Annotated in this window: 20 protein-coding genes; 7 read left to right on the top strand and 13 right to left on the bottom strand. The window is 48.8% G+C overall.

The annotated features are described in order from the left end of the window. Window positions 1–190: 190 nt before the first annotated feature. Together LO777_RS19030 and LO777_RS19035 are read right to left on the bottom strand one after the other, a co-directional pair. Window positions 191–721, bottom strand: a complete 531-nt coding sequence (locus LO777_RS19030) for a shikimate kinase (RefSeq protein ID WP_228855396.1) — start codon at window positions 719–721, stop codon at window positions 191–193. Window positions 722–821: 100 nt separating this feature from the next. After that, on the bottom strand, window positions 822–1,733 hold the full coding sequence (locus tag LO777_RS19035) for an AEC family transporter (RefSeq protein WP_228855397.1): 912 nt from the start codon (window positions 1,731–1,733) through the stop codon (window positions 822–824). Window positions 1,734–1,807: 74 nt separating this feature from the next. Here LO777_RS19035 and aroD point away from each other — a divergent pair, with 74 nt between their 5' ends. Continuing rightward, window positions 1,808–2,623 (top strand): type I 3-dehydroquinate dehydratase, encoded by an 816-nt coding sequence (gene aroD, locus LO777_RS19040; protein WP_228855398.1) that lies wholly within the window; start codon window positions 1,808–1,810, stop codon window positions 2,621–2,623. Here the strand turns inward: aroD and LO777_RS19045 are convergent. Together LO777_RS19045 and LO777_RS19050 are read right to left on the bottom strand one after the other, a co-directional pair. Then, on the bottom strand, window positions 2,602–3,951 hold the full coding sequence (locus LO777_RS19045; protein ID WP_228855399.1) for a CBS domain-containing protein: 1,350 nt from the start codon (window positions 3,949–3,951) through the stop codon (window positions 2,602–2,604). The two genes, aroD and LO777_RS19045, sit on opposite strands and share 22 nt — an antisense overlap. Then, complete coding sequence (locus LO777_RS19050) at window positions 3,948–4,784, bottom strand: M48 family metallopeptidase (protein WP_228855400.1); 837 nt, start codon at window positions 4,782–4,784, stop codon at window positions 3,948–3,950. The genes LO777_RS19045 and LO777_RS19050 overlap by 4 nt, the downstream gene beginning before the upstream one ends. Window positions 4,785–4,947: 163 nt before the next feature. Here LO777_RS19050 and LO777_RS19055 point away from each other — a divergent pair, with 163 nt between their 5' ends. From LO777_RS19055 to LO777_RS19065, 3 genes are read left to right on the top strand one after another with little or no spacing between them, the layout of a single operon-like run. Next, window positions 4,948–6,072, top strand: a complete 1,125-nt coding sequence (locus tag LO777_RS19055) for a DUF2786 domain-containing protein (RefSeq protein WP_228855401.1) — start codon at window positions 4,948–4,950, stop codon at window positions 6,070–6,072. 2 nt (window positions 6,073–6,074) lie between these two features. Beyond that, window positions 6,075–6,443: an MTH938/NDUFAF3 family protein gene (locus tag LO777_RS19060; protein ID WP_228855402.1), complete on the top strand. Its 369-nt coding sequence runs from the start codon at window positions 6,075–6,077 to the stop codon at window positions 6,441–6,443. Window positions 6,444–6,452: 9 nt separating this feature from the next. Next, window positions 6,453–7,256: an XdhC family protein gene (locus LO777_RS19065; RefSeq protein ID WP_228855403.1), complete on the top strand. Its 804-nt coding sequence runs from the start codon at window positions 6,453–6,455 to the stop codon at window positions 7,254–7,256. 32 nt (window positions 7,257–7,288) lie between these two features. Here LO777_RS19065 and LO777_RS19070 read toward each other — a convergent pair whose 3' ends face one another. The 4 genes from LO777_RS19070 to rsmB all read right to left on the bottom strand — a co-directional run bounded on the left by LO777_RS19070 (window position 7,289) and on the right by rsmB (window position 10,945). Beyond that, the gene (locus LO777_RS19070; RefSeq protein WP_228855404.1) at window positions 7,289–7,621 is read right to left on the bottom strand and encodes a hypothetical protein; all 333 of its coding nucleotides are present in this window, start codon (window positions 7,619–7,621) and stop codon (window positions 7,289–7,291) included. A 13-nt stretch (window positions 7,622–7,634) separates the two neighbouring features. Beyond that, window positions 7,635–8,735: a M24 family metallopeptidase gene (locus tag LO777_RS19075; protein ID WP_228855405.1), complete on the bottom strand. Its 1,101-nt coding sequence runs from the start codon at window positions 8,733–8,735 to the stop codon at window positions 7,635–7,637. Between the two features lie 15 nt (window positions 8,736–8,750). Further along, window positions 8,751–9,335 carry a hypothetical protein gene (locus LO777_RS19080; protein WP_228855406.1) on the bottom strand — a complete coding sequence of 195 codons (585 nt, stop codon included), beginning with the start codon at window positions 9,333–9,335 and terminating at the stop codon, window positions 8,751–8,753. Window positions 9,336–9,577: 242 nt separating this feature from the next. Next, window positions 9,578–10,945 carry a 16S rRNA (cytosine(967)-C(5))-methyltransferase RsmB gene (gene rsmB / locus LO777_RS19085; RefSeq protein ID WP_228855407.1) on the bottom strand — a complete coding sequence of 456 codons (1,368 nt, stop codon included), beginning with the start codon at window positions 10,943–10,945 and terminating at the stop codon, window positions 9,578–9,580. Between the two features lie 187 nt (window positions 10,946–11,132). Here rsmB and LO777_RS19090 point away from each other — a divergent pair, with 187 nt between their 5' ends. From LO777_RS19090 to LO777_RS19100, 3 genes are all read left to right on the top strand, one after another. Then, window positions 11,133–12,143: an amino acid ABC transporter substrate-binding protein gene (locus LO777_RS19090; protein WP_228855408.1), complete on the top strand. Its 1,011-nt coding sequence runs from the start codon at window positions 11,133–11,135 to the stop codon at window positions 12,141–12,143. A gap of 349 nt (window positions 12,144–12,492) precedes the next feature. After that, window positions 12,493–12,939 (top strand): hypothetical protein, encoded by a 447-nt coding sequence (locus tag LO777_RS19095; protein ID WP_228855409.1) that lies wholly within the window; start codon window positions 12,493–12,495, stop codon window positions 12,937–12,939. Further along, complete coding sequence (locus LO777_RS19100) at window positions 12,936–13,328, top strand: putative zinc-binding protein (protein ID WP_228855410.1); 393 nt, start codon at window positions 12,936–12,938, stop codon at window positions 13,326–13,328. The genes LO777_RS19095 and LO777_RS19100 overlap by 4 nt, the downstream gene beginning before the upstream one ends. A 185-nt stretch (window positions 13,329–13,513) precedes the next feature. Here LO777_RS19100 and LO777_RS19105 read toward each other — a convergent pair whose 3' ends face one another. The 5 genes from LO777_RS19105 to dtd all read right to left on the bottom strand — a co-directional run bounded on the left by LO777_RS19105 (window position 13,514) and on the right by dtd (window position 18,882). After that, on the bottom strand, window positions 13,514–14,512 hold the full coding sequence (locus LO777_RS19105; RefSeq protein WP_228855411.1) for a GGGtGRT protein: 999 nt from the start codon (window positions 14,510–14,512) through the stop codon (window positions 13,514–13,516). 11 nt (window positions 14,513–14,523) lie between these two features. Further along, the gene (locus tag LO777_RS19110; protein ID WP_228855412.1) at window positions 14,524–15,216 is read right to left on the bottom strand and encodes an iron-sulfur cluster assembly scaffold protein; all 693 of its coding nucleotides are present in this window, start codon (window positions 15,214–15,216) and stop codon (window positions 14,524–14,526) included. Window positions 15,217–15,511: 295 nt separating this feature from the next. Next, the gene (locus LO777_RS19115) at window positions 15,512–17,422 is read right to left on the bottom strand and encodes an insulinase family protein (RefSeq protein WP_228855413.1); all 1,911 of its coding nucleotides are present in this window, start codon (window positions 17,420–17,422) and stop codon (window positions 15,512–15,514) included. Between the two features lie 50 nt (window positions 17,423–17,472). Then, window positions 17,473–18,426 carry an insulinase family protein gene (locus LO777_RS19120; protein ID WP_228855414.1) on the bottom strand — a complete coding sequence of 318 codons (954 nt, stop codon included), beginning with the start codon at window positions 18,424–18,426 and terminating at the stop codon, window positions 17,473–17,475. A gap of 6 nt (window positions 18,427–18,432) precedes the next feature. Continuing rightward, on the bottom strand, window positions 18,433–18,882 hold the full coding sequence (gene dtd / locus LO777_RS19125; RefSeq protein ID WP_228855415.1) for a D-aminoacyl-tRNA deacylase: 450 nt from the start codon (window positions 18,880–18,882) through the stop codon (window positions 18,433–18,435). Window positions 18,883–18,913 lie beyond the last annotated feature (31 nt).

Here is an 18,913-nt window from a genome sequence, read left to right on the forward strand (position 1 = left end):
GACTCGTAAAAACTCCGATTTACTGCGTTGTGGGGTGATCGTGTAATGCTCGACGTACTCTATGTACGCCTGCGCTTACACGACACCGCCACGCCTTGTATATCGAAGTTTTTCCAGAGTCCATCTGAGAACGTTGAACGACTTTTTACGAGATCATCATAAATAACAAAAATACTCCTGCTGTGGAAAATCAGGAATCCCGCTGGAGGATGTTGAGAATTCTGTCTGCAATTTCAGTCGGCTGGATTCCATCTGTTTGTATTGTCATAAAACGTTGGTAGCCCTTTGCTCTTTCGTGCAGTAGTTGAAGGATTTTTTTTTGTGGATCAGGACCATCCAGAAGGGGTCTGGAGTGATGGTGGTCATTTTTCAGTCGTGAGAGAATTGTTTCCGGTTTAGCACTCAGGGAGAAAACACGGCCGGTACTCCCCAGGGCTGCGGTGTTTTTCGGGTCGAGCATCAGACGACCCCCGGTTGATATTACCAGTTCTTTTTTCTGTCCGAGTTCTTTCGCGACTTCCGTTTCCATCAGGCGAAATGCTTTTTCACCAAGGTTTTTGAATATTTCAGAAACAGTCTGGTGATGGCGTTTTTCAATCAAGCGATCAGTGTCAATGAATTCCCGGTTGAGTTTTTGTGCAAGGATTTTACCAACAGTTGTTTTTCCTGTACCCATGAATCCTGTAAGGATAATATTCTTTCTGCCGTATGATTGTTTCATAGATTCAATTAAGGTGTAATAAAGATGTTGTTGTCCCTCAAAGGGAGACTCTGAATGAGTAGTAATGGTTTTCTCTGCCCGTTAATGTGAATTCAAGTGATTAAACCACAGCCAGCCACAAAACAAAAGTAACAGAAGAAAACAGGGTGCTGGCGGAGACAGTAGCTACTGCAAATTCAGCATCACCCTGCATCTCCTTGGCCATGACATAGGCAAGGGTGGCTGTCGGAGAGCAGAGGAGAATCAGAGCCGGAAGAAATTCTTCGGAGGTCAGGCCGGTCAAGCGAAAAAAAACCAGTCCCAGGGCAGGCAGAAAAAGAAGTTTAATGACAGCAGCGCCAAGCGTGGGACGGAGGTACTCTTTTATCAGTTTCATGGAGATTGAGGCTCCAATAAGAAGAAGGGCCATTGGTGGGGCAAGTCCTCCCAGTATGGTGAAGCTCGAACTGAGGATCCCGGGAACAGGAAGAGCCAGAGCCGAGACAGCTATACCTGCCATGGCACTGATTATGACCGGGTTTTTACAGAGTTTTATCAGGATGAATTTATATCCATGAAACTCTTTTTCACTGTGGAGTTGCAGGATAATAACTGACATGAGATTCTGCAGGATCATCAGAAACCCACAGATGATACCTGCTTTTGCCAGGCCGCTGTCCCCGAGGTAATACAGGGCTATGGGCAGTCCGATATAACCGAGATTTCCGTGACCGCAACTTTGAACAAAAGTGCCGGCCCGGTCGGGAGTCATTTTCAGGATTCCTGTCAGCAGATGAGTTGAGACATATATTATAGACGCTGCCAGAAGGGTAAGAAAAAGGAGGCGTACATCGAACTGTTCTTGAAAAGAAGCTTTTGAGATGGAATTAAAGATCATGGCGGGAATCGAGAGGTAGTAAACCAGCTGGTTGGCCGGTCTCAGAAAATCTGAGGTAATAAAACCTTTTTTTCGTGCAGCCCACCCCAGTAGGATGATAATAAAGATGGGTGTGATAGTTGTAATAACTTCCATGAGAACCTCTTTTTTGTTCCAGTGCGTATCAATGTATTGTAACGGAGCGAAAAAATATAATAAAGTATTTCCAGATGAAAGATGAAATTGAAATGACTGAGCTGCAGAAGAGAAAACGGATTGAAGTGGGCAACACGGTTATTGGTGGTGAACGCCCCCTGGTTTGCCTGCCGCTTGTGGCAAAACTGAAAGGGCAACTTCTCCAGGACGCCCGGGAGCTGACTGCGCTTGAACCTGATCTGCTGGAATGGCGGATTGATGCCTATGGAGATGTGGGAAATATCCCAAAATGTCTCGATGATTTAAAGGAGCTTCGCAGAATTACAGGAGCTGTGCCGCTGATTTTTACCTGTCGTACGGATGAAGAAGGCGGATTGCAGAAGATCGATCGGAAGAAGAGGTTGGAGTTGTTTGAAGCTGCTGCCGTATCGGGGAATGTTGATCTGATTGATGTTGAGTTGTGTAACGGCAAAGATTTTTTAGAGGTGGTAAAAAAAACTGCCGGAGCAAACCATGTGTTTTTGATTTTTTCGTATCATAATTTCAAGGATACCCCCAGTGAATCATTTATGTATTCAAAGCTCCTTGAATGCCAGGATGCCGGGGCTGATATCTGTAAACTTGCAGTCATGCCCAATGATTCAGGAGATGTCCTGTCACTGCTCAGTGTGACAAACCGGGCCAGGAATGAGGGGATGAATATACCCGTTGTGACTATGGCAATGGGGCCGTTGGGGGTGGTCAGCAGACTTGCAGGTGGTTTGTTCGGATCAGATATTACTTTTGCCGCCGGCCGGCAAGCTTCTGCTCCCGGTCAGTTGTCGATTGAAGATCTGCGGGCGGGAATGAAAATACTTTTTCCCGGAACTCAGTCAGGCAGTAACCCATAGAAATAGGTGAGGATATCGGTCCTGGTGACGATACCGATCATCTTGCCGTCTTTTACCACGGGAAGATGGCCTACGTCCTTTTCGATCATGGTCTGGGCAGCTTTTTCCGGAGAAGTTTCTGGCGAAAGGGTGGCGACATTCCGCACCATAAAGGCCTTGACCGGACTGTTCCACTGTCTTTCCTTTCTTATTTTTTTAAAATCCCACAGTACAATTATACCCTCGATCCGCTCCTCTTCTCCAATAACCATGACTCCCCTGATTTTTTCCCTGTCCATCAATTCACGGACTTCACGCATGGTGGTATCCGGGGTGACGCTGATAACCGGGAAGGACATGATATCTCCGATATGGATGGTTTTTTCCTGGTCTTTTGCAAGTATTGAGAGAATTGCGGTTTTTATTTTTTCTGGTGACATCACCGATTTTTTTATTGAGGAGGAACCAGCTCCATTGTGACCTCCACCACCGAATTCGGCCATAATTTTTCCAATGTGGATCTGATCGCTGTTGCTTCTGCCGATGACCATGGACCGTGAGCTGTTGACAAAAATGACAAAGACAGCGTCAGCATTGATTATTTTTCTGTACATATTGACGACACTCGCCAGATCCGTCACCTTCTTGTCCAGGGTAATGATGTTGATCCCGAGACTGTTGCCATTGATTGTGAGTTTTTCGGTGTTCTTCATCATCTCAAAGAGCACTTCCCGCTGGGTCTCCTCATAGGGTGGATTCAGAAAGAAGCCGGCAACATTGAGGTCGGCATTGTTTTCCAGGAGGAAGGCCGCTGCCCGGGCATCTTCCGGGGTTGTCGACGGAAAACTTAAATGGCCCGTATCTTCGTACAGGCCAATAAGAAGCACGGTGGAAACCAGCGCGTTGATGCGTATTTTTCTTTTGATCATTTCCCTGACAAACAGGGTGACGGTGGCACCAATGGGCTCCCGACAGACCCTGTCGGCCACTATATCGGATTCTCCTGTCATATGGTGGTCCCACAGGTCTATTGCGAGATCATCCCTGTGGCGCAGCTCATCCATTCTGTCAAGGCGGTGCCATTGATTGGTGTCCACCACGATCAGTCTGCTGACTTCCGCGCTGTTGATTTCATTGGGTAGAAGAAGATTAAAGGCGGTCTTGTGGGTAGAGAGGAACTGGGCCACGTTTCGGTTGACCGCTTTGGGAATAACTCCCACGCAGCCTGGATAGCAGATGGTGGCTGCAATGACGGAGGCGAGAGCGTCAAAGTCTGTGTTTTTGTGAGTAGTGGCGATTATCATTGATTTGCCGGAATTATTACGGAACCTGGATTCTGCAATTGTCAATCCCGAAGTGCAGGTGAGGGTTGCTGTTGCAGTGGATAAACCGGACGGGGTCTCTTGTCCAGATAATATGGCATCATCTGTTGTGCCAGTTCGGCCAGTACAGCCTGGCGGTTGGCCGGTGAGGGATGGGTGGACAGAAACTGGGGGATTGTTTTCCCGCCCACGTCTGCCATTTTCCGCCAGAGGGAGACGGCAGCCCATGGATTGTATCCGGCAAGGGCCGCGAGTTCAATGCCCATGGTGTCCGCTTCTCTCTCCGCAGTCCTGCTGTTGGGCAGGTTGACGGCAAGGGCCGCGGCAAGGGCGCTGCCGGAGAGAATGGCTCCCCTGTACCGGCTGTTATTCGAGGCAACGGCCAGACCGACCATGCCGATTTGTGTTGCCATGGCGATGGACATTTTTTCCGCAGTATGGTTTGCCAGAGCATGGGATATTTCATGGCCCATGACCTGGGCGATTTCATCGTCGGTGGCATTTATTTTCTGGATAATTCCAGTGTAGATTGCCATTTTTCCACCAGCCATGCACCAGGCATTGACTGTATCCGGGTCATCGATGACCTTGACACTCCATTCCCAGTTTTTTGTATGGGGATAGAGCAGAATTGCCTGGGCGATCAGCCTGCCGGTTATGTATCTGATACGTGACGAGGTGATGGGATCTGTGTCAATTTTCCCTTTTTTTTCAAGGGGACGAAGTGTCTGGGTATACGCCTCTTTTGAGGCGGAAATGGCCTGTTGTGGCGAGACCAGCATAAGCTGGGAGCGACCGGTGGGGCTGGTGGCGCAACCGCACAGAAAAAGCAGAAGAATGAGTATGAAATATTTTTTCATGGAAATATACAAGCCATTGGGTGTATTCGTGTATGATGCGTTTTCTTGATCCTGGTGTTTTTGTACCTGTTTCTGTCAGGAAATATAAAATAATCCATGTCTGCTGTGTAGACAACCTAAATGCTCAATACACGGAATGGATTGAACAGCTCGAGGAAGAAGGATGAATGTTGGGAAATACAGACCATTCTGGTGTGACCAGCTGCTGATGGAATATGACAATAATCTCTGGAGCTATAATATTGACCTCAGGGCACCAATTCTGGAGATTTCCGAATCCAAAGGGGTAATGGGTTCCTGGAACAGTGCAACCCGAACTCTCACTCTCAGTTCTCACCTTATTTCGGAATACCCCTGGACAGTGGTGCAGCAGGTATTGAAACATGAGATGGCCCACCAGATCTGTTCCGAATTGCTGGGAAGCAGTGAAACCGGCCATGGGGCTGATTTTTTCAAAGCATGTGATTTGCTTGGTGTTGAGGCTGAATTTCGTGGGCCCTGCTCGACAATTGTGGAACTGGAGACAAGTCTTGAAGGGAAAAATACGATTTCAGGATCCGGCAGAAAGTTTATTGATAAGATTGAAAAGTTGCTGGCTTTGGCCACCTCCCCCAATGAGCATGAGGCCGCCCTGGCCATGGAAAAAGCGACGGAATTGATAGATAAATATGGAGTCAGCGCGTTTGACCTGGGACGCAAACAGAATTTCGGGTATATACTCATAAACAGGAAGCGTAAACGAATAGAGCGGTATCAGCGGGATATCTGCCGGATTCTGCAGGATTTCTTTTCTGTTCGGGTTGTAATGTCGACCCTGTACGATCCGCTTCTTATCGATAGTCATAAGGTGATTGAATTGCTCGGAACCAAGGAAAATGTTGCTGTTGCGGAGTACTGTTATTATTTTCTGGAAAACAAGCTGGAGTCCCTCTGGAATCATAACAGGCACAGGTTCAGGGGACAGGCAAGAAGAGAGAAGAACAGCTACTTCCTCGGATTACTTGCCGGTTTTTATAAAAAACTGGAGCGGAGCAGGGAGCAGCGGAAAAGAAGAGCGGAAAAAGGGTATCATTCCGGGGAAATGGAACGGATACTGACGGTCAGTAAAAATGAGCTGGGCCGTTACGTATCAGCACGATTTCCCCAGCTACGCAGAGCAAGGCGCTCCGGCGCCAAAGTGTATCGCAATACCTACAGTGAGGGAGTAAAAACAGGGGGGACAATTACTCTTGCAAAAGGTGTTTCCGGAGATTCGGTGAACAGCGGACGTCTTGTTACCGGAGGGTAACCATGTCAGGATCATTACGTATTATTTCCAGTCGATGGGGAAGGCTGGAAGTGGAAAAACTGGGGGTTGGCAGGGATTTCAAACTCTGGCCCGGTGGTGGTCGCAGCTGGGACTGGAACGAATTCGGCACCAGCCATGGAAAAGGGGTTCAGCCCGGGGAACTGGATGAATTGATTGAAAACGGCTGTCAGGTCATTGTCCTGACCACGGGACGGCTGGGCAGACTGCGGATTTCACCGGTAACTCTGGAAAAGGTTCAGAAGAACAATATCAGGCTCATTGTGGCCTCCACTGGAAAAGGGATAAAGCTTTATAATGAACAGGTGAAAAAAGGTGTTGCCGTCGGGGGGCTTTTTCATTCAACCTGTTGAGGAAAATGTATGGATATGAAAATAATTGCCGGATTGAAAACCTGCCTGGATGAGGGGACTCCGGTTGCGTCCGTTACTGTGATCAGCAGTTCAGGACATTCGCCCGCAAGGACAGGCGCCATGATGCTTGTGATGCCGGGGAAGCAGGTCGGCTCCGTGGGAGGTGGTCAGCTCGAACATTTCGCCGTTGCTGAAGCGGAGAAATTATTAGTTGTCGGGCAAAGCGGCGAGATACAATTTACCGCTGACGATACAAAAACAACAGGTTCGACCTGCGGTGGCAATGTGCGGCTGTTTGTCCGGGTTTTTGGAACCAGTCCCAGGCTTGTGATACTCGGGGCCGGGCATGTGGGCAGGGAATTGTTTCAACTGGGGATTCATCTCGGTTTTGCGGTTGTCATTGTTGATGATAGGGAAGAGATGGTGGCTGACGGTGAATTTCCAGGGGCCGAGACTTTTTCTGTTGGCGGCTTTGATAAAAATCTGGAAAAATTTATTGTTGGTGAATGCTATGTCTGCATTGCCACACGGAGCCATGAGACGGACCGGGAGGCTTTGGAAGCCCTGATCGAAGCTGATGCACGTTACCTTGGGATCATCGGTAGCAGCAGTAAACTGAGGGGAATTTTCCGTTCATTGCGTGATAAGGGTATCCCAAGAGAAAAGGTGGAACCACTCTATGCACCCATGGGATTGAACATTGCATCGAGAAAACCGAAGGAAATAGCCATGTCGATTATGGCTGAAATTCTGCTTGTAAAAAACAGCGGGTCTCCTGAACATATGCGGGATGTGAAGAATATTGAGTACTGAGTGTTTTATCTGAAAATCCCGCGACCAAAAGTTCAGGCACAAATCATCTCTTCCTCGACCATGCGATCGATAAAATCGAGAACGAACTGGCGCTGGATTTTTGTGGCGTGAGCGATGCAGGTGCAGTGGAGGTTGGACTGACTGCGTACAAGTAGTTCGAAACGGACGGAAACATTGTCTATCTCGACGCCCAGGTAGAAGGGCCCGTGTTCCTCGTGACCCTGCTGGGCCTCGGAAAGCAGATCCGGTGGAAGCTGCAGCCAGTAAAGGCCGACCATGGGGCCCTGTTTCAGGGTACGTTTCAGGTAGGAGTCTATATTGTCCCGCTCCATGGGGGACAGTTCATCAATTACTATCTGTCTCATTTTTTCCTGTTACTTAAATATCCAGCCAGGTCGTATCAGTATTGAGGTTTTCATAACCGTCTTCCCGGACAACCACCATGTTTTCCAGGCGTACCCCGCCCCAGCCCGGCAGGTAGATACCCGGTTCCACGGTAACAATCATCCCCGCCTTTAATTTTTTACGGGAAAGGGGAGAGAGTCTCGGTTCCTCATGGACAGCCAAACCCACGCCATGACCAAGGCCGTGTCCGAACATCGTGCCGTATCCGCCATCAGCAATTACAGTCCGGGCAGCATGGTCAACTTCTTTGCCGGTTACTCCGGTGCGGATCTTTTCCAGTCCGGCGAGTTGGGCTTTTCGCACAAGCCGGTGGAGCCTGATGTATTTTTCTGTTGCTTTTCCGGGGACAAAATTTCTCGTCATATCAGAACAGTATCCGTTCAGGACGAGACCCATATCAATGGTAAGGGATTTATTTTTTTTGATTTTTGTTCGGCCCGGGACCGCATGGGGCAGGGCGCTGTTTTTCCCCGTGGCAACGATGGAATCAAAACTTGTGGATTCCGCTCCTTTTCTGCGCATCAGAGTTTCAATGGCCAAGGCCAGTTCTATCTCAGTCATTTTTCCGCTAATGGTGGGGAAAATTTTTTGAAAAACCTTTTCATTAAGTCGGACCGATTGCCGAAGAAGCTCAATTTCATCCTCATCCTTGATGATTCTCAGTTTTTCCACGAGATTTGTCAGTGGAACAAGGCGGATACCTTTCTTTTTCAGGGTGGAGCTCATTTTCCCGGCAACCGAATGGAGCGTGTAATGGCTCTCGAAGCCAAGGATTGTTATCTTCAGTTCAGGAAGGAGGTCAACAAGCAGTTTGAGCAGTCCTTTTCTGTAAATATGGACAGTGGCCCAGGGAACATCCTGTTCTGCCTGAAGCTGGTAGCGAAAATCAGTAAGCAGGTGGATGGACCCGGAAGCCGGGATAATAAGAACACCGGAGGTTTCACCGATACCGTGGTCTCCACCTTTATAGCCACTGAGATATCTTCTGTTTTCCGGTTGGCTCACAAGGAGTGCGTCGATCTTCCTGCGTCGCAGGCGGGCCTGGACTTTTTTTATCCGTTTTTTGTAATTCATCTTAATTTCGTTTTCTTAGAAAGATGGACATAACCGCTCCATGATCATTTCTTTCCGTTGATCCAGGGCATCATTATACTGGCCGTTAAGATTGGTGAGCATTTTGGTAAGTTCTTCCCGGTATTGCGGGTGCATGGTTGGATTGATGGGTCCCTCGCTTTTTCCGGCAGCCATCTGCTGCTGTTCCAGTTGTGCCCTGATCGCTTCATCCAGTTGCTGTATCGATTGTTGTCTGTGCTGCCCGTACTGGCCCAGTATCTGTTGCAGCTCACCACAGATACTGGAAATTTCCCCGCCGTTTCCGGCCAGCATCAAAATGCCCTTGATGGCACCGGCACCCTCTTCTCCAGATTCATCACGGGGCAGAATAATATTTCGCAGAAGGGTCTGCACCATGCCCCGGCGCAAGGGAACCTGGGATTCTGCCGGTTGTTTGAGCAGTTCCTCCTGGAGATTGTCGATTTTACCGTTTAAAAAATCCGCAGCCAACCGCATGCCGGTTTTTGTCAGATTTTCCCGATCAGTTTCCATCGGGGCTTCTGCGGCCATTTTGGCCGCTCGTTCCAGGACCATTTCCATGGTACTTTTGATTTCTGCCATTATAATATATTCCGGATAAAGATATGACTGGACCCAATGGCTCAGCCTTTTATACCCTTTGGGTATTTATGCCCTTTGGGTACAAAAAATGAATAAAAATCCGACTGCGGCAAAACAACCTTCAGTAACAGGATTTTCAGAAAAAGAGAAAAATAATAATGAACCACCCGATTCTGGATGGGAGGTTCATTTGGGAATGTACAATAGAGCTGCAGAGTTGGCAAAGAAAAACGGCAGTGGTTTCAGCCTTGTTTTTGCAGTCTTGCCCCGAAAAACCCGTCTATTGTCATGGCTGGATGTGGCTGGAAAAATCCATTTTTCACCAGTTTTTGGGCAGGTTCCGGCAGCTGGTCCCTGCAATCCGTGAGAATGAACGCAGGATGAGTCGTAAGAAAAGAACGAATGACCTCTTCATTTTCTTCCGGTTCAAGCGAACAGGTTGTATAGACGAGGATTCCACCGGGGGCAGTCAGATCAGCTGCAGTTTTGAGGAGGGCAAGCTGGCGCCTGCTGTACTCGGCTATCTCTTCTTCCCTTCTGTTCCAGCGAATATCAGGATGTCGGCCTGTAACTCCGGTTCCTGAGCAGGGTGCATCAATGAGAACTCCATCATAAAGACGATTGTTATCGCCTGGGAAATCTTCAAGTCCCATCTGGTGGGCATGTAACCTGTTGTCTCCTGAAAGTCGTTTTACATTATCCCGCAACAGTGATAGACGGCGGCTGTCCGGCTCGACACAGTGAATTTCAAGATTGTGCTGTATTCCCCGTTCTGCAAGGTGGGCTGTTTTTCCGCCCAACCCGGCACAGCCATCCAGGTAGAGTCCGTCTTTTTTAAGGGGGCCAAGGAGAAGAGTTACCAGCTGGGCGGCCTCATCCTGAACCTGAAAGTAACCGGCATCAAATCCCGGCAGAGAACGGATCTGTCCATGGAAATCGGGAAGGACAAGACTGGCGGTACTGAACATTCCAGGTTGATGCGGAATTGATGCTTCCCTGAGTTTTCGGCTGTAATCGGCAGGGGAAATCCTGCAGCAGTTGACCCGGAGGACAAGGCATGGTTCCCTGTTGTTTTCCCGGCATATGCGGGCAGTTTCTTCCATGCCGAAGGTGTTGGACCATCTTTTTACCAGCCAGTCCGGATGGTTATGGATTGGATTCCCGTTTTTGTCAGTATCAGGCAGGGTCAGGGACGGATCTTTTTCCAGTCGCCGAATGGTTTCACGCAGGATACCGTTGACGAAACCATGAAGCCGTTGAGGGATTCTTTTGTACCTGCAACTGTTGACAGCTTCGTTGACAATGGCGGAACGGGGAATACGTTCAAGAAAAAAGATCTGGTAGAGGCCGACGGACAGGGTCTGGTGAATAAATGGATCGATTTTTTTCAGGGGTGTTCTGCTCACTCCGGAAAGAAATTCATCCAGGGTCTGTTTCTGCCTGAGAACACCGTAGATCAGGTTCATGGCCAGGTTTCTGTCCCTGGCAGGAAGATTGTTTTTTTGTATTTTGCGATCAAACAGTATTTTGATGGATGTTCTGGTTCGAAAGAGTTTACAGAGTGTTTCTGCCGCAATAAATCTGGCTGTGGGAGGAGTTGTATTTGTCAAAATAAAAAATAAATAGAAAGAATCAGCAATTTTTCAAGGGGTAGACAAGCAGTAGTTCGGTTGGTATCTTGTGAGACGTAAGAAGTTTTCACCTCAATCCTGCAATTAGTAATCCCGCGGGGCAGAGGAATAAAGAATACAGGTCCCAGATTAATCTTTTTAACAGAATAATTCATTGAAAAAAAATTTGATTTATACGGCTTGGCTCTGTCTGTCACTGATTTTCTTTTGCACGGTAACCGTTTTTGCAGCTACCAGTGACGATGTGGCAAAGCGTGGTTTTCTCCAGTGTGGTGTTTCCACCGGAATCCCTGGTTTTTCATTGGTCGATGAAAAGGGAAACTGGTCCGGGCTTGACGTGGATATCTGCCGCGCCGTGGCGGCAGCTGTTCTCGGAAATGCAAAAGAAGTCAAGTTTTCTCCCCTGGTGGAAAATGAAAGTTATACAGCACTGCTTTCCGGGGATGTTGATATTCTTGCCCGGAACAGTACCTGGACCTTCAGCCGCGATTCAGCTCTGGCCGTCAATTTTGCGGGGATCAGTTATTACGATGGTCAGGGGCTGCTTATTGCCGGAAAACCAAATGTTACCGGTCTTGGCAATTTGAAGAAAGTGAAATTATGCAGCCAGGTCCGTTCGGGGCTGGAGGATAATCTCATCGATTATTTCACCAGAAACAAAATTGAATTCAAAAAAGTCGAATTTGCAACCAGCGATCTGGCAGTAAAGGGATTTGAAGAGGGAAGATGCGACGCCTTGACCATGCAACAGTCAATGCTCTATGGCATACGGCTTGGACTGGTTGATCCTGAGAAGTCAAAGGTGTTGCCCGATGTTATTTCCAAAGAACCATTGGGGCCGGTCGTCCGTCAGGGGGATGATACCTGGTTTGATATCGTCAAGTGGTCCCTTTTTGTGATGATCGGAGCAGAAGAACTGGGGATAAGTTCAAAAAATGTGGATGAGATGAAACTGAGCAACAGGCTGGCGGTCAAGAGACTACTGGGTCTTGAGGGAGATCTGGGTAAAGGGCTTGGCTTGAAAGGAGACTGGGCTTACCAGATAATAAAGCAGGTGGGGAACTATGGCGAGGTTTTTGAAAGAAATCTTGGAGCGGAATCCCTGCTCAAGGTGGATCGTGGATTAAACAGGCTTTGGAATAATGGTGGGTTGCATTACTGTCCGCCATTCAGGTGATGGCCCTGCGATATAGGATAAACCGGCATGGCCGGCCTCAATGGCTCGGCAATAAAAGAGTAATGAAAATCCGACTGCAGCAGAATAGCCCGCATTTTTCATCAGTTCAGGCGGCGTCAGCTACAAAATTTTCAAGAGTAAATAATAGTGGCCTATATTTACTGTTGAAATATTGCAGAAGATGGCGTCGCCTGGGCTGACCTTGGGTGAACATTGTGTCAATTTTGTTCGACTACTGATAGTTGGCTAATTATTTGTATTCTACAGCTAATCTCAAAATTGACACAATGTTCATGAGAAATGCGGGATAGCCTTCAGCAGCGGGATTTTCAGATAAACAGGACAGATTATGAAAATAAAATCAGTTTCACAAAAGATAGCGGTATTGGTTGTTTTTCTATTTTTCCTGACAGGGACTGTAATTGCGGCTCAGCAACCGGCAGACTGGTCAAAGGCTAAAAAGGAGATCAGGGAGGCAGGTCAGGCTGTAGGTGAGGCGACCAGAAACACATGGGAAGGGACAAAGGAAAAAAGTGTCGAAGTCCTGGAAAAGACGAAGGACGCAAGTGAAAAAGCATGGAATAAGACTAAGGAGACAACGGTAGAAGTCTGGGACAAGACGAAGAAAACCAGTTCAGAAGTTGTGGAAAAAACCGTTGAAAAAACAGAAGAGATTGCTGCTGTAACTGAGGAAAAAAGCAAGAGCACCTGGCAGAAAACGAAAGAAAAGACAGGGGAACTGTACAAGGAGGTCAAGGCCAGGGTGCATTCAGCAACTACCCCGGAAAAAGAATGATACAGAAGAGAAAAAACAACAAGCAGGTTGTTGTAATAACAATATTTGATATTGAAACTCGTCTCGGCAAGCTCTGTCTTCGGGCTGCCGGGGAGCTGGAGCAGGAAGGGTTTGGCCGTGTTGTGCGGATCACCGAACTTGCTGCAGATAAAAAGTGGAAAAGAGGCACAGGAACAGAGAGAATTCTGGTAGTGGATGGCACTGATCATCGCGGCTACAGCTTTCTCGTACAAAATGGTATTACACCTGATCATCACCTGGTTGCAGCAGACCTCGGTATCGAAGAAGATGACGGTGAAGAAGTCCTGCAACTCCTCAAAGACGGCATGGAAGCCGAATGCGCCCTGGTGGATCAGGTACCGAATTTTCCCTGTTCCTGTTGCAGCTGACCTGCCGGGCCCGGCTACCGGTTATTGGGGAGTGAGATGTAACAGATATTAATATAGAAGATCGGAAAGGCATCCGTACTCCATGCCCCGAGTGGAGGCATGGAGTATAATTTGTGCCTGTCCATGAGTCTACGCTTGCCTGAACCTGAACCAAAAAGCTTATTCTGGACAGACACTAACCTCAACTATCCTGCAGCCTGTTCAACAGCCACCGAGACAGCCACGGTGGCGCCGACCATGGGGTTATTTCCCATGCCGATAAGGCCCATCATTTCCACGTGAGCGGGTACGGAGGAGGAGCCTGCGAACTGGGCGTCTGAATGCATCCTGCCCATGGTGTCCGTCATTCCGTAAGAAGCGGGTCCGGCACCCATGTTATCCGGGTGAAGTGTCCGACCTGTTCCACCCCCGGAGGCTACGGAAAAATAGTTTTTACCCTGCTGTACACATTCTTTCTTATACGTTCCGGCCACTGGATGCTGGAAGCGGGTAGGGTTGGTGGAGTTTCCGGTTATGGAAACGTCAACACCTTCCAGGTGGTTGATGGCAACACCCTCTCTTACATCGTCCGCGCCAAAACATCTCACCTTGCCCCGCTCTCCATCAGAGTAAACTGTTTCATTAACGACTGAGAGCTCTCCCGTGGCGTAGTTGAAGCTGGTCTGCACATAGGTAAAACCGTTAATTCTCGAAATAATCTTGGCCGCGTCTTTTCCAAGACCATTGAGGATAACCTTCAGAGGGGTTTTCCGGACGCGGTTTGCGGACCTGGCAATGCCAATGGCGCCTTCAGCTGCGGCAAAAGACTCATGGCCGGCCAGAAAGGCGAAGCAGCGTGTCTCTTCCCGCAGGAGCATGGCGGCCAGGTTCCCGTGGCCTATCCCAACCTTGCGGTCGTCGGCAACAGAACCGGGAATACAGAAAGCCTGCAACCCTTCTCCAATGGCAGCAGCCACGTCCGACGCCTTTGTCGCCCCTTTTTTAATGGCAATGGCTGCCCCCAGTGTATAGGCCCAGATTGCATTTTCAAAACAGATAGGCTGGATTGATTTTACGATCTCAGCCACATCAACACCATATTGCAGACAGTTTTCCCTGGCTTGTTCCAGGGATTGCATTTCGTATTTTTCCAGGACAGGAGTGATCTGGTTAATCCGCCTGTCATAACTTTCAAACAGTGCCATGTCTTCTCTCCTTATTCCTGACGGGGATCGATAGTTTTAACAGCATCTTCAAACCGGCCATAGGTTCCGGTAGCATCTTCAAGTGCCTTGCCGGCATCCACTCCCTTTTTAATGGCATCCATCATTTTTCCCATGGAGACAAATTTATAGCCGATAATTTCATCATTTCCGTCCAGACCGATTTCCAGTACATAGCCTTCCGCCATTTCCAGATAGCGCGGGCCTTTTTTGCTGGTCCCGTACATGGTACCGCAGACCGAACGCAATCCCTTGCCGAGATCTTCAAGACCGGCTCCGATTGGCAGACCACCTTCGGAAAAGGCGGACTGGCTGCGGCCATAGACGATCTGCAGGAAAAGTTCCCGCATGGCCACGTTAATAGCGTCACAGACCAGGTCCGTATTAAGCGCTTCGAGAATGGTTTTACCCGGCAGGATCTCGGAGGCCATGGCTGCTGAATGGGTCATGCCGGTGCAACCAATGGTTTCGATAAGAGCTTCTTCAATCAGGCCGTCTTTGATATTCAGGGTCAGTTTACATGCCCCCTGCTGGGGTGCGCACCAGCCAACACCATGAGTCAGCCCGTTGATATCGGATACTTCCTTTGCCTGCGTCCATCTGCCTTCCTGGGGGATCGGCGCGGGGCCGTGGTTCGTCCCCTGGGCGACACGACACATTTCCTGAATTTCAGAAGAGTATTGCATTGTCATGCTCCTTTATTTATTACGGAAGTCTGCAATGCTGCAGAGGTATTGTTCGCAGTCTGACTTCCGTGTGATGAATTGTTGTTCTCAACGTAACAGGTCACAGGGTACCGAATCTTTCCGCGATCAGCCCGGCTTACGTATGACCAATACGCTGCGCCGGGCTGCTTGCGAAAATCTCCGGCACCCTGTAACCTGTTGCAAATACAATGACTGATACAACGAGGTTGCCTGTCCTGTGATCAGTTACTTCTCAACACTATACCTGAATCCTGTGGGATGGACATCTGAAAAATCAGAGTTCTGTAAGCTTTTCAAAGAGATCGCGGTCTTCCTCAATTTTCATCCTGTTGCCGATGACGGATCGGTGACTTTCCGGTATCATCCGGGCAAATGGTTTTGCAAAGGCGCGCATGTCTTCAACGTTTGTGGTGGTGATTTCTTCCAGTCGTTGTCTTTTGTATTCCGGGGTGATCCCGTTCAGGTAATCGTTTCTGGCGGTTGCACCTTTTGCTGCACTGCTCTGCAGGGGCGTAAAGGTGCCGTAGGTTCCGATGATGAGTTGTTCCATCACTTCCTCCGGTAGATCAAGAGACTCGATAATGGTTGGTATCTGGTTATATGCCTCGTATGTTTTCCGCACATTGGGGTCACGGTAGCTGACCAGGGCGAGATTGCCGCTTATCTGTCCAAACTGGATGAAGCAGCCGTATGCTCCTCCCATTTGGCGAACACTGTTCCACAGGTAGTCTCGGGAGAGGTATGTTTTCAAAACCTCAAAGTGGCCATTATATCCTTTTCCATTTTTCAGGAGATTTCCACCCTGGACGACGAAAGCCACCTCGGCGGAAGTGATAAAGGCTTCATGGCGGGGAAACGAAATATCCGGTGGAGGCTGGGGGGCGGGCTTTCTGGAGCCGAGAGCTCCGGGGATACAACCGCCGATCCGGGCAAAATGCTCTATTTCCTTTTTATTCGCGGTTATCGACAGGAGGAGATTGTCCCTGTTAAACAGTAATGTTGTCAGTTCCTGCAGAATAGTCAGAAATTGTTCTTCCAGGGAGTCGTAATCGAGAGCCAGTTTTTTCAGCTGCAGGTAGGCTGTTACCCCGTTGAAACTCTCATTATATCTGCCCGCTGTACTTAAATGAGCAAAGACCCGGGTGGTGGGGAGGTTGTATCCTTCGCTCTGGGCCGCGTGTTCCGCCCAGGCAAATTCTCTGCCGACAATTTCCCTGATTCTGGTTCTGTCACTGAAAGACACGCTGGAGAGAGTTTCCGCCAGAAGTTGCAGAGCCTGATCAGTGTAGTCCGGCAGACATTTGAGATGCAGCCAGAGAACAGGACGGGTAGTGTCCGGTCGGTTTCGGTTGGTGTAGGTTGTCAAGGAATGGGAAAAAGATCCGGTGCAGGTGGCGATTTCCTTGGCATACTGCCTGAAATCGAGTTTTTCCGTGCCGATCTCCGTTAAGATGGTGCCGAAGATATCAAGCCAGGGAAGGAGGCGTGGCTCAAGGCAGGAGAAATCAAAACCGATATCCAGATAGGAGATATGATTAGTGGGGAGATCATTGACCAGAACTTCATGGCCAAACATCTCTTCCGGCGAGACGGCATGAAATTCGGCATCCACTCCCAGGTCCCGGAGAGAAAGGCGGGGCAGCAGGGAAAGTGTTTCAACGCTGTTGGGCGTCTGTTGTTCCCTGATAAGGTCAAGTGTTTTGCGAATCCTGTCGGCCCGTTCTTTTTCTGTGGCCCTGCTGTCGTATTCGGCCAGTCTCCGCTGTTCCTCCTCCTGGGTCTTCTGCTGTTTTTCGGGATCCGGTACAAGGGTTACGGTGACGGAGGAGGGATTGTCAAGCAGGTGGTTTTCAATCAGTTCCTCAAAATAGTTTTCATTCAATGCCTTTTGACGCAGAGTTTTGATCAGCTCTTCACTTTTCAGGTGCTGGAAAGGGTCATTGCCGTATTTCATGGCTCCCATGGCTTTGCCGATTCGGTCAAGCCCGCGCTGGGCCTTGCTCGATTCTTCACGGAAACTGAATTCAAATTTATTCAGTTCGGAAAGGACCAGGTCCCGGTCCAGTCCTTTCTGTACCATTTTTCTCAGAGTATCTGAATAAAGAGCCAGGAAATCGTCACGATGTTTTGCTTCGCTGCCCACCAGGTAACTGACCATCATGGTTCTGTAAGATGATCCGGCCATATAGAACCCGCCGAAGTCTTTGCAGAGTCCACTGGAGGTGATACTGTTTTTCAGGGGGACCCATCTGAATTAAAAAGAATATTGGCGATAATCTGGAACGCGGTGTTTTCCTCACGATTGGCGACTGTAGACACATTGGTTCCAAGGGCCAGAAATGTCTTTTCGGTGGTGTCTGTTGAATCCACCCCATAACTGTCTTCAATAAAGACTGGGCTGTCGGGTGGGGTGCCTTTTTTGATTTCCGCACGCTTACCGGGGTCACTGAATGTAGAGAAAAATCTGTCATGCAGAAATTCCAGTTCTTCCTCCAGGGGGGCGTCCCCGTAGAGAAAAAACATGCCATTTGACGGGTGATAGTGTTTTTTGTGAAAGGCACAAAATTCTTCGTAACTCAGGTCCGGAATGTTTCGCGGGTCTCCGCCCGATTCATGGGCGTAGGTGGATCCGGGCAGGAGTCCTGCAAAAATATGATGAAAGATATGACGGATGGGATCGGAAAAAGCACCTTTCATTTCGTTGTAAACAACTCCCTGGTACTGGAGCGGTGAGTCAAGGCTCTCCTGGTGGTAGTGCCAGCCTTCCTGTTCAAAGGTTTTTTCGGTCAGAAGAGGATTGAAGACCACATCACAGTAGACATCCATGATATTGAAATATTCTTTCAGGTTTCTGGTGGCGAAAGGATAATAGGTGATATCGGAGCCGGTCATGGCATTGAGAAAAGTGGTCAGCCCTCCCTTGTTGATTTCGCCGAACACGTCTTTGACCGGGTATTTTTCTGACCCCATCAAGACCGAATGTTCGAGAATATGAGCCACACCGGTAGAGTCGGTGGGGACGGTATTGAAAGCTGCCGAAAAAGTCTTGTTGGAGTCACTGTTTTTGATGGCAAGAACAGGGCATTTCAGCAGAGAGTGTTCAAAGAGAAAAACGGTGGAATCGATTTCTTTTATAAATTCTTCACGTTTCAGTGTGAAGCCTGGAAAGGAGGATGTCATGGTTTTCATAGGTAATCAGAATTTTTTATGGGAATCAAGCAGGAGGGTTACCGGGCCGTCATTGACCAGATCCACAGCCATTGCTGCCCGGAAGGTTCCGGTGGCGAACCGGATCTGTCTCCTCTTGATCTCTTCTACAAACCGGTGATAGATTGGCTCGGCGATCTCCGGCGGTGCCGCATCGGAATAGCCTGGACGCCTTCCCTTGCGGCAATCACCGTAGAGAGTGAACTGAGAGATTATAAGCATTTCTCCTCCAATGTCTTCAAGGGAAAGGTTCATTTTTCCATTATTGTCCTCAAATATGCGAAGAGCTGTGGTTTTGTCCGCCATCCATCGCAGATCCCTGTCTGTGTCACTGGCGTGAATGCCGAGTAAAACAACCAGGCCCCGACCGATTTTTCCTGTTATCGATGAATCAATTGTTACTGATGCACTGCTGACCCTCTGTATTACTGCACGCATAAAACTGCTCCTTTCTGATTCCCCGGACCAT

It is taken from the genome of Desulfomarina profundi, assembly GCF_019703855.1.
Lineage (GTDB): Bacteria > Desulfobacterota > Desulfobulbia > Desulfobulbales > Desulfocapsaceae > Desulfomarina > Desulfomarina profundi.

What these genes read in the sequence shown, in the direction of transcription:
- LO777_RS19030 (WP_228855396.1), bottom strand. Translation starts at nt 721, where the DNA reads ATGAAACAATCATACGGCAGAAAGAATATTATCCTTACAGGATTCATG.
- LO777_RS19035 (WP_228855397.1), bottom strand. Translation starts at nt 1,733, where the DNA reads ATGGAAGTTATTACAACTATCACACCCATCTTTATTATCATCCTACTG.
- aroD (WP_228855398.1), top strand. Translation starts at nt 1,808, where the DNA reads ATGAAAGATGAAATTGAAATGACTGAGCTGCAGAAGAGAAAACGGATT.
- LO777_RS19050 (WP_228855400.1), bottom strand. Translation starts at nt 4,784, where the DNA reads ATGAAAAAATATTTCATACTCATTCTTCTGCTTTTTCTGTGCGGTTGC.
- LO777_RS19055 (WP_228855401.1), top strand. Translation starts at nt 4,948, where the DNA reads ATGAATGTTGGGAAATACAGACCATTCTGGTGTGACCAGCTGCTGATG.
- LO777_RS19060 (WP_228855402.1), top strand. Translation starts at nt 6,075, where the DNA reads ATGTCAGGATCATTACGTATTATTTCCAGTCGATGGGGAAGGCTGGAA.
- LO777_RS19065 (WP_228855403.1), top strand. Translation starts at nt 6,453, where the DNA reads ATGGATATGAAAATAATTGCCGGATTGAAAACCTGCCTGGATGAGGGG.
- LO777_RS19070 (WP_228855404.1), bottom strand. Translation starts at nt 7,621, where the DNA reads ATGAGACAGATAGTAATTGATGAACTGTCCCCCATGGAGCGGGACAAT.
- LO777_RS19075 (WP_228855405.1), bottom strand. Translation starts at nt 8,735, where the DNA reads ATGAATTACAAAAAACGGATAAAAAAAGTCCAGGCCCGCCTGCGACGC.
- LO777_RS19080 (WP_228855406.1), bottom strand. Translation starts at nt 9,335, where the DNA reads ATGGCAGAAATCAAAAGTACCATGGAAATGGTCCTGGAACGAGCGGCC.
- LO777_RS19095 (WP_228855409.1), top strand. Translation starts at nt 12,493, where the DNA reads ATGAAAATAAAATCAGTTTCACAAAAGATAGCGGTATTGGTTGTTTTT.
- LO777_RS19100 (WP_228855410.1), top strand. Translation starts at nt 12,936, where the DNA reads ATGATACAGAAGAGAAAAAACAACAAGCAGGTTGTTGTAATAACAATA.
- LO777_RS19105 (WP_228855411.1), bottom strand. Translation starts at nt 14,512, where the DNA reads ATGGCACTGTTTGAAAGTTATGACAGGCGGATTAACCAGATCACTCCT.
- LO777_RS19110 (WP_228855412.1), bottom strand. Translation starts at nt 15,216, where the DNA reads ATGCAATACTCTTCTGAAATTCAGGAAATGTGTCGTGTCGCCCAGGGG.
- LO777_RS19115 (WP_228855413.1), bottom strand. Translation starts at nt 17,422, where the DNA reads ATGGCCGGATCATCTTACAGAACCATGATGGTCAGTTACCTGGTGGGC.
- LO777_RS19120 (WP_228855414.1), bottom strand. Translation starts at nt 18,426, where the DNA reads ATGAAAACCATGACATCCTCCTTTCCAGGCTTCACACTGAAACGTGAA.
- dtd (WP_228855415.1), bottom strand. Translation starts at nt 18,882, where the DNA reads ATGCGTGCAGTAATACAGAGGGTCAGCAGTGCATCAGTAACAATTGAT.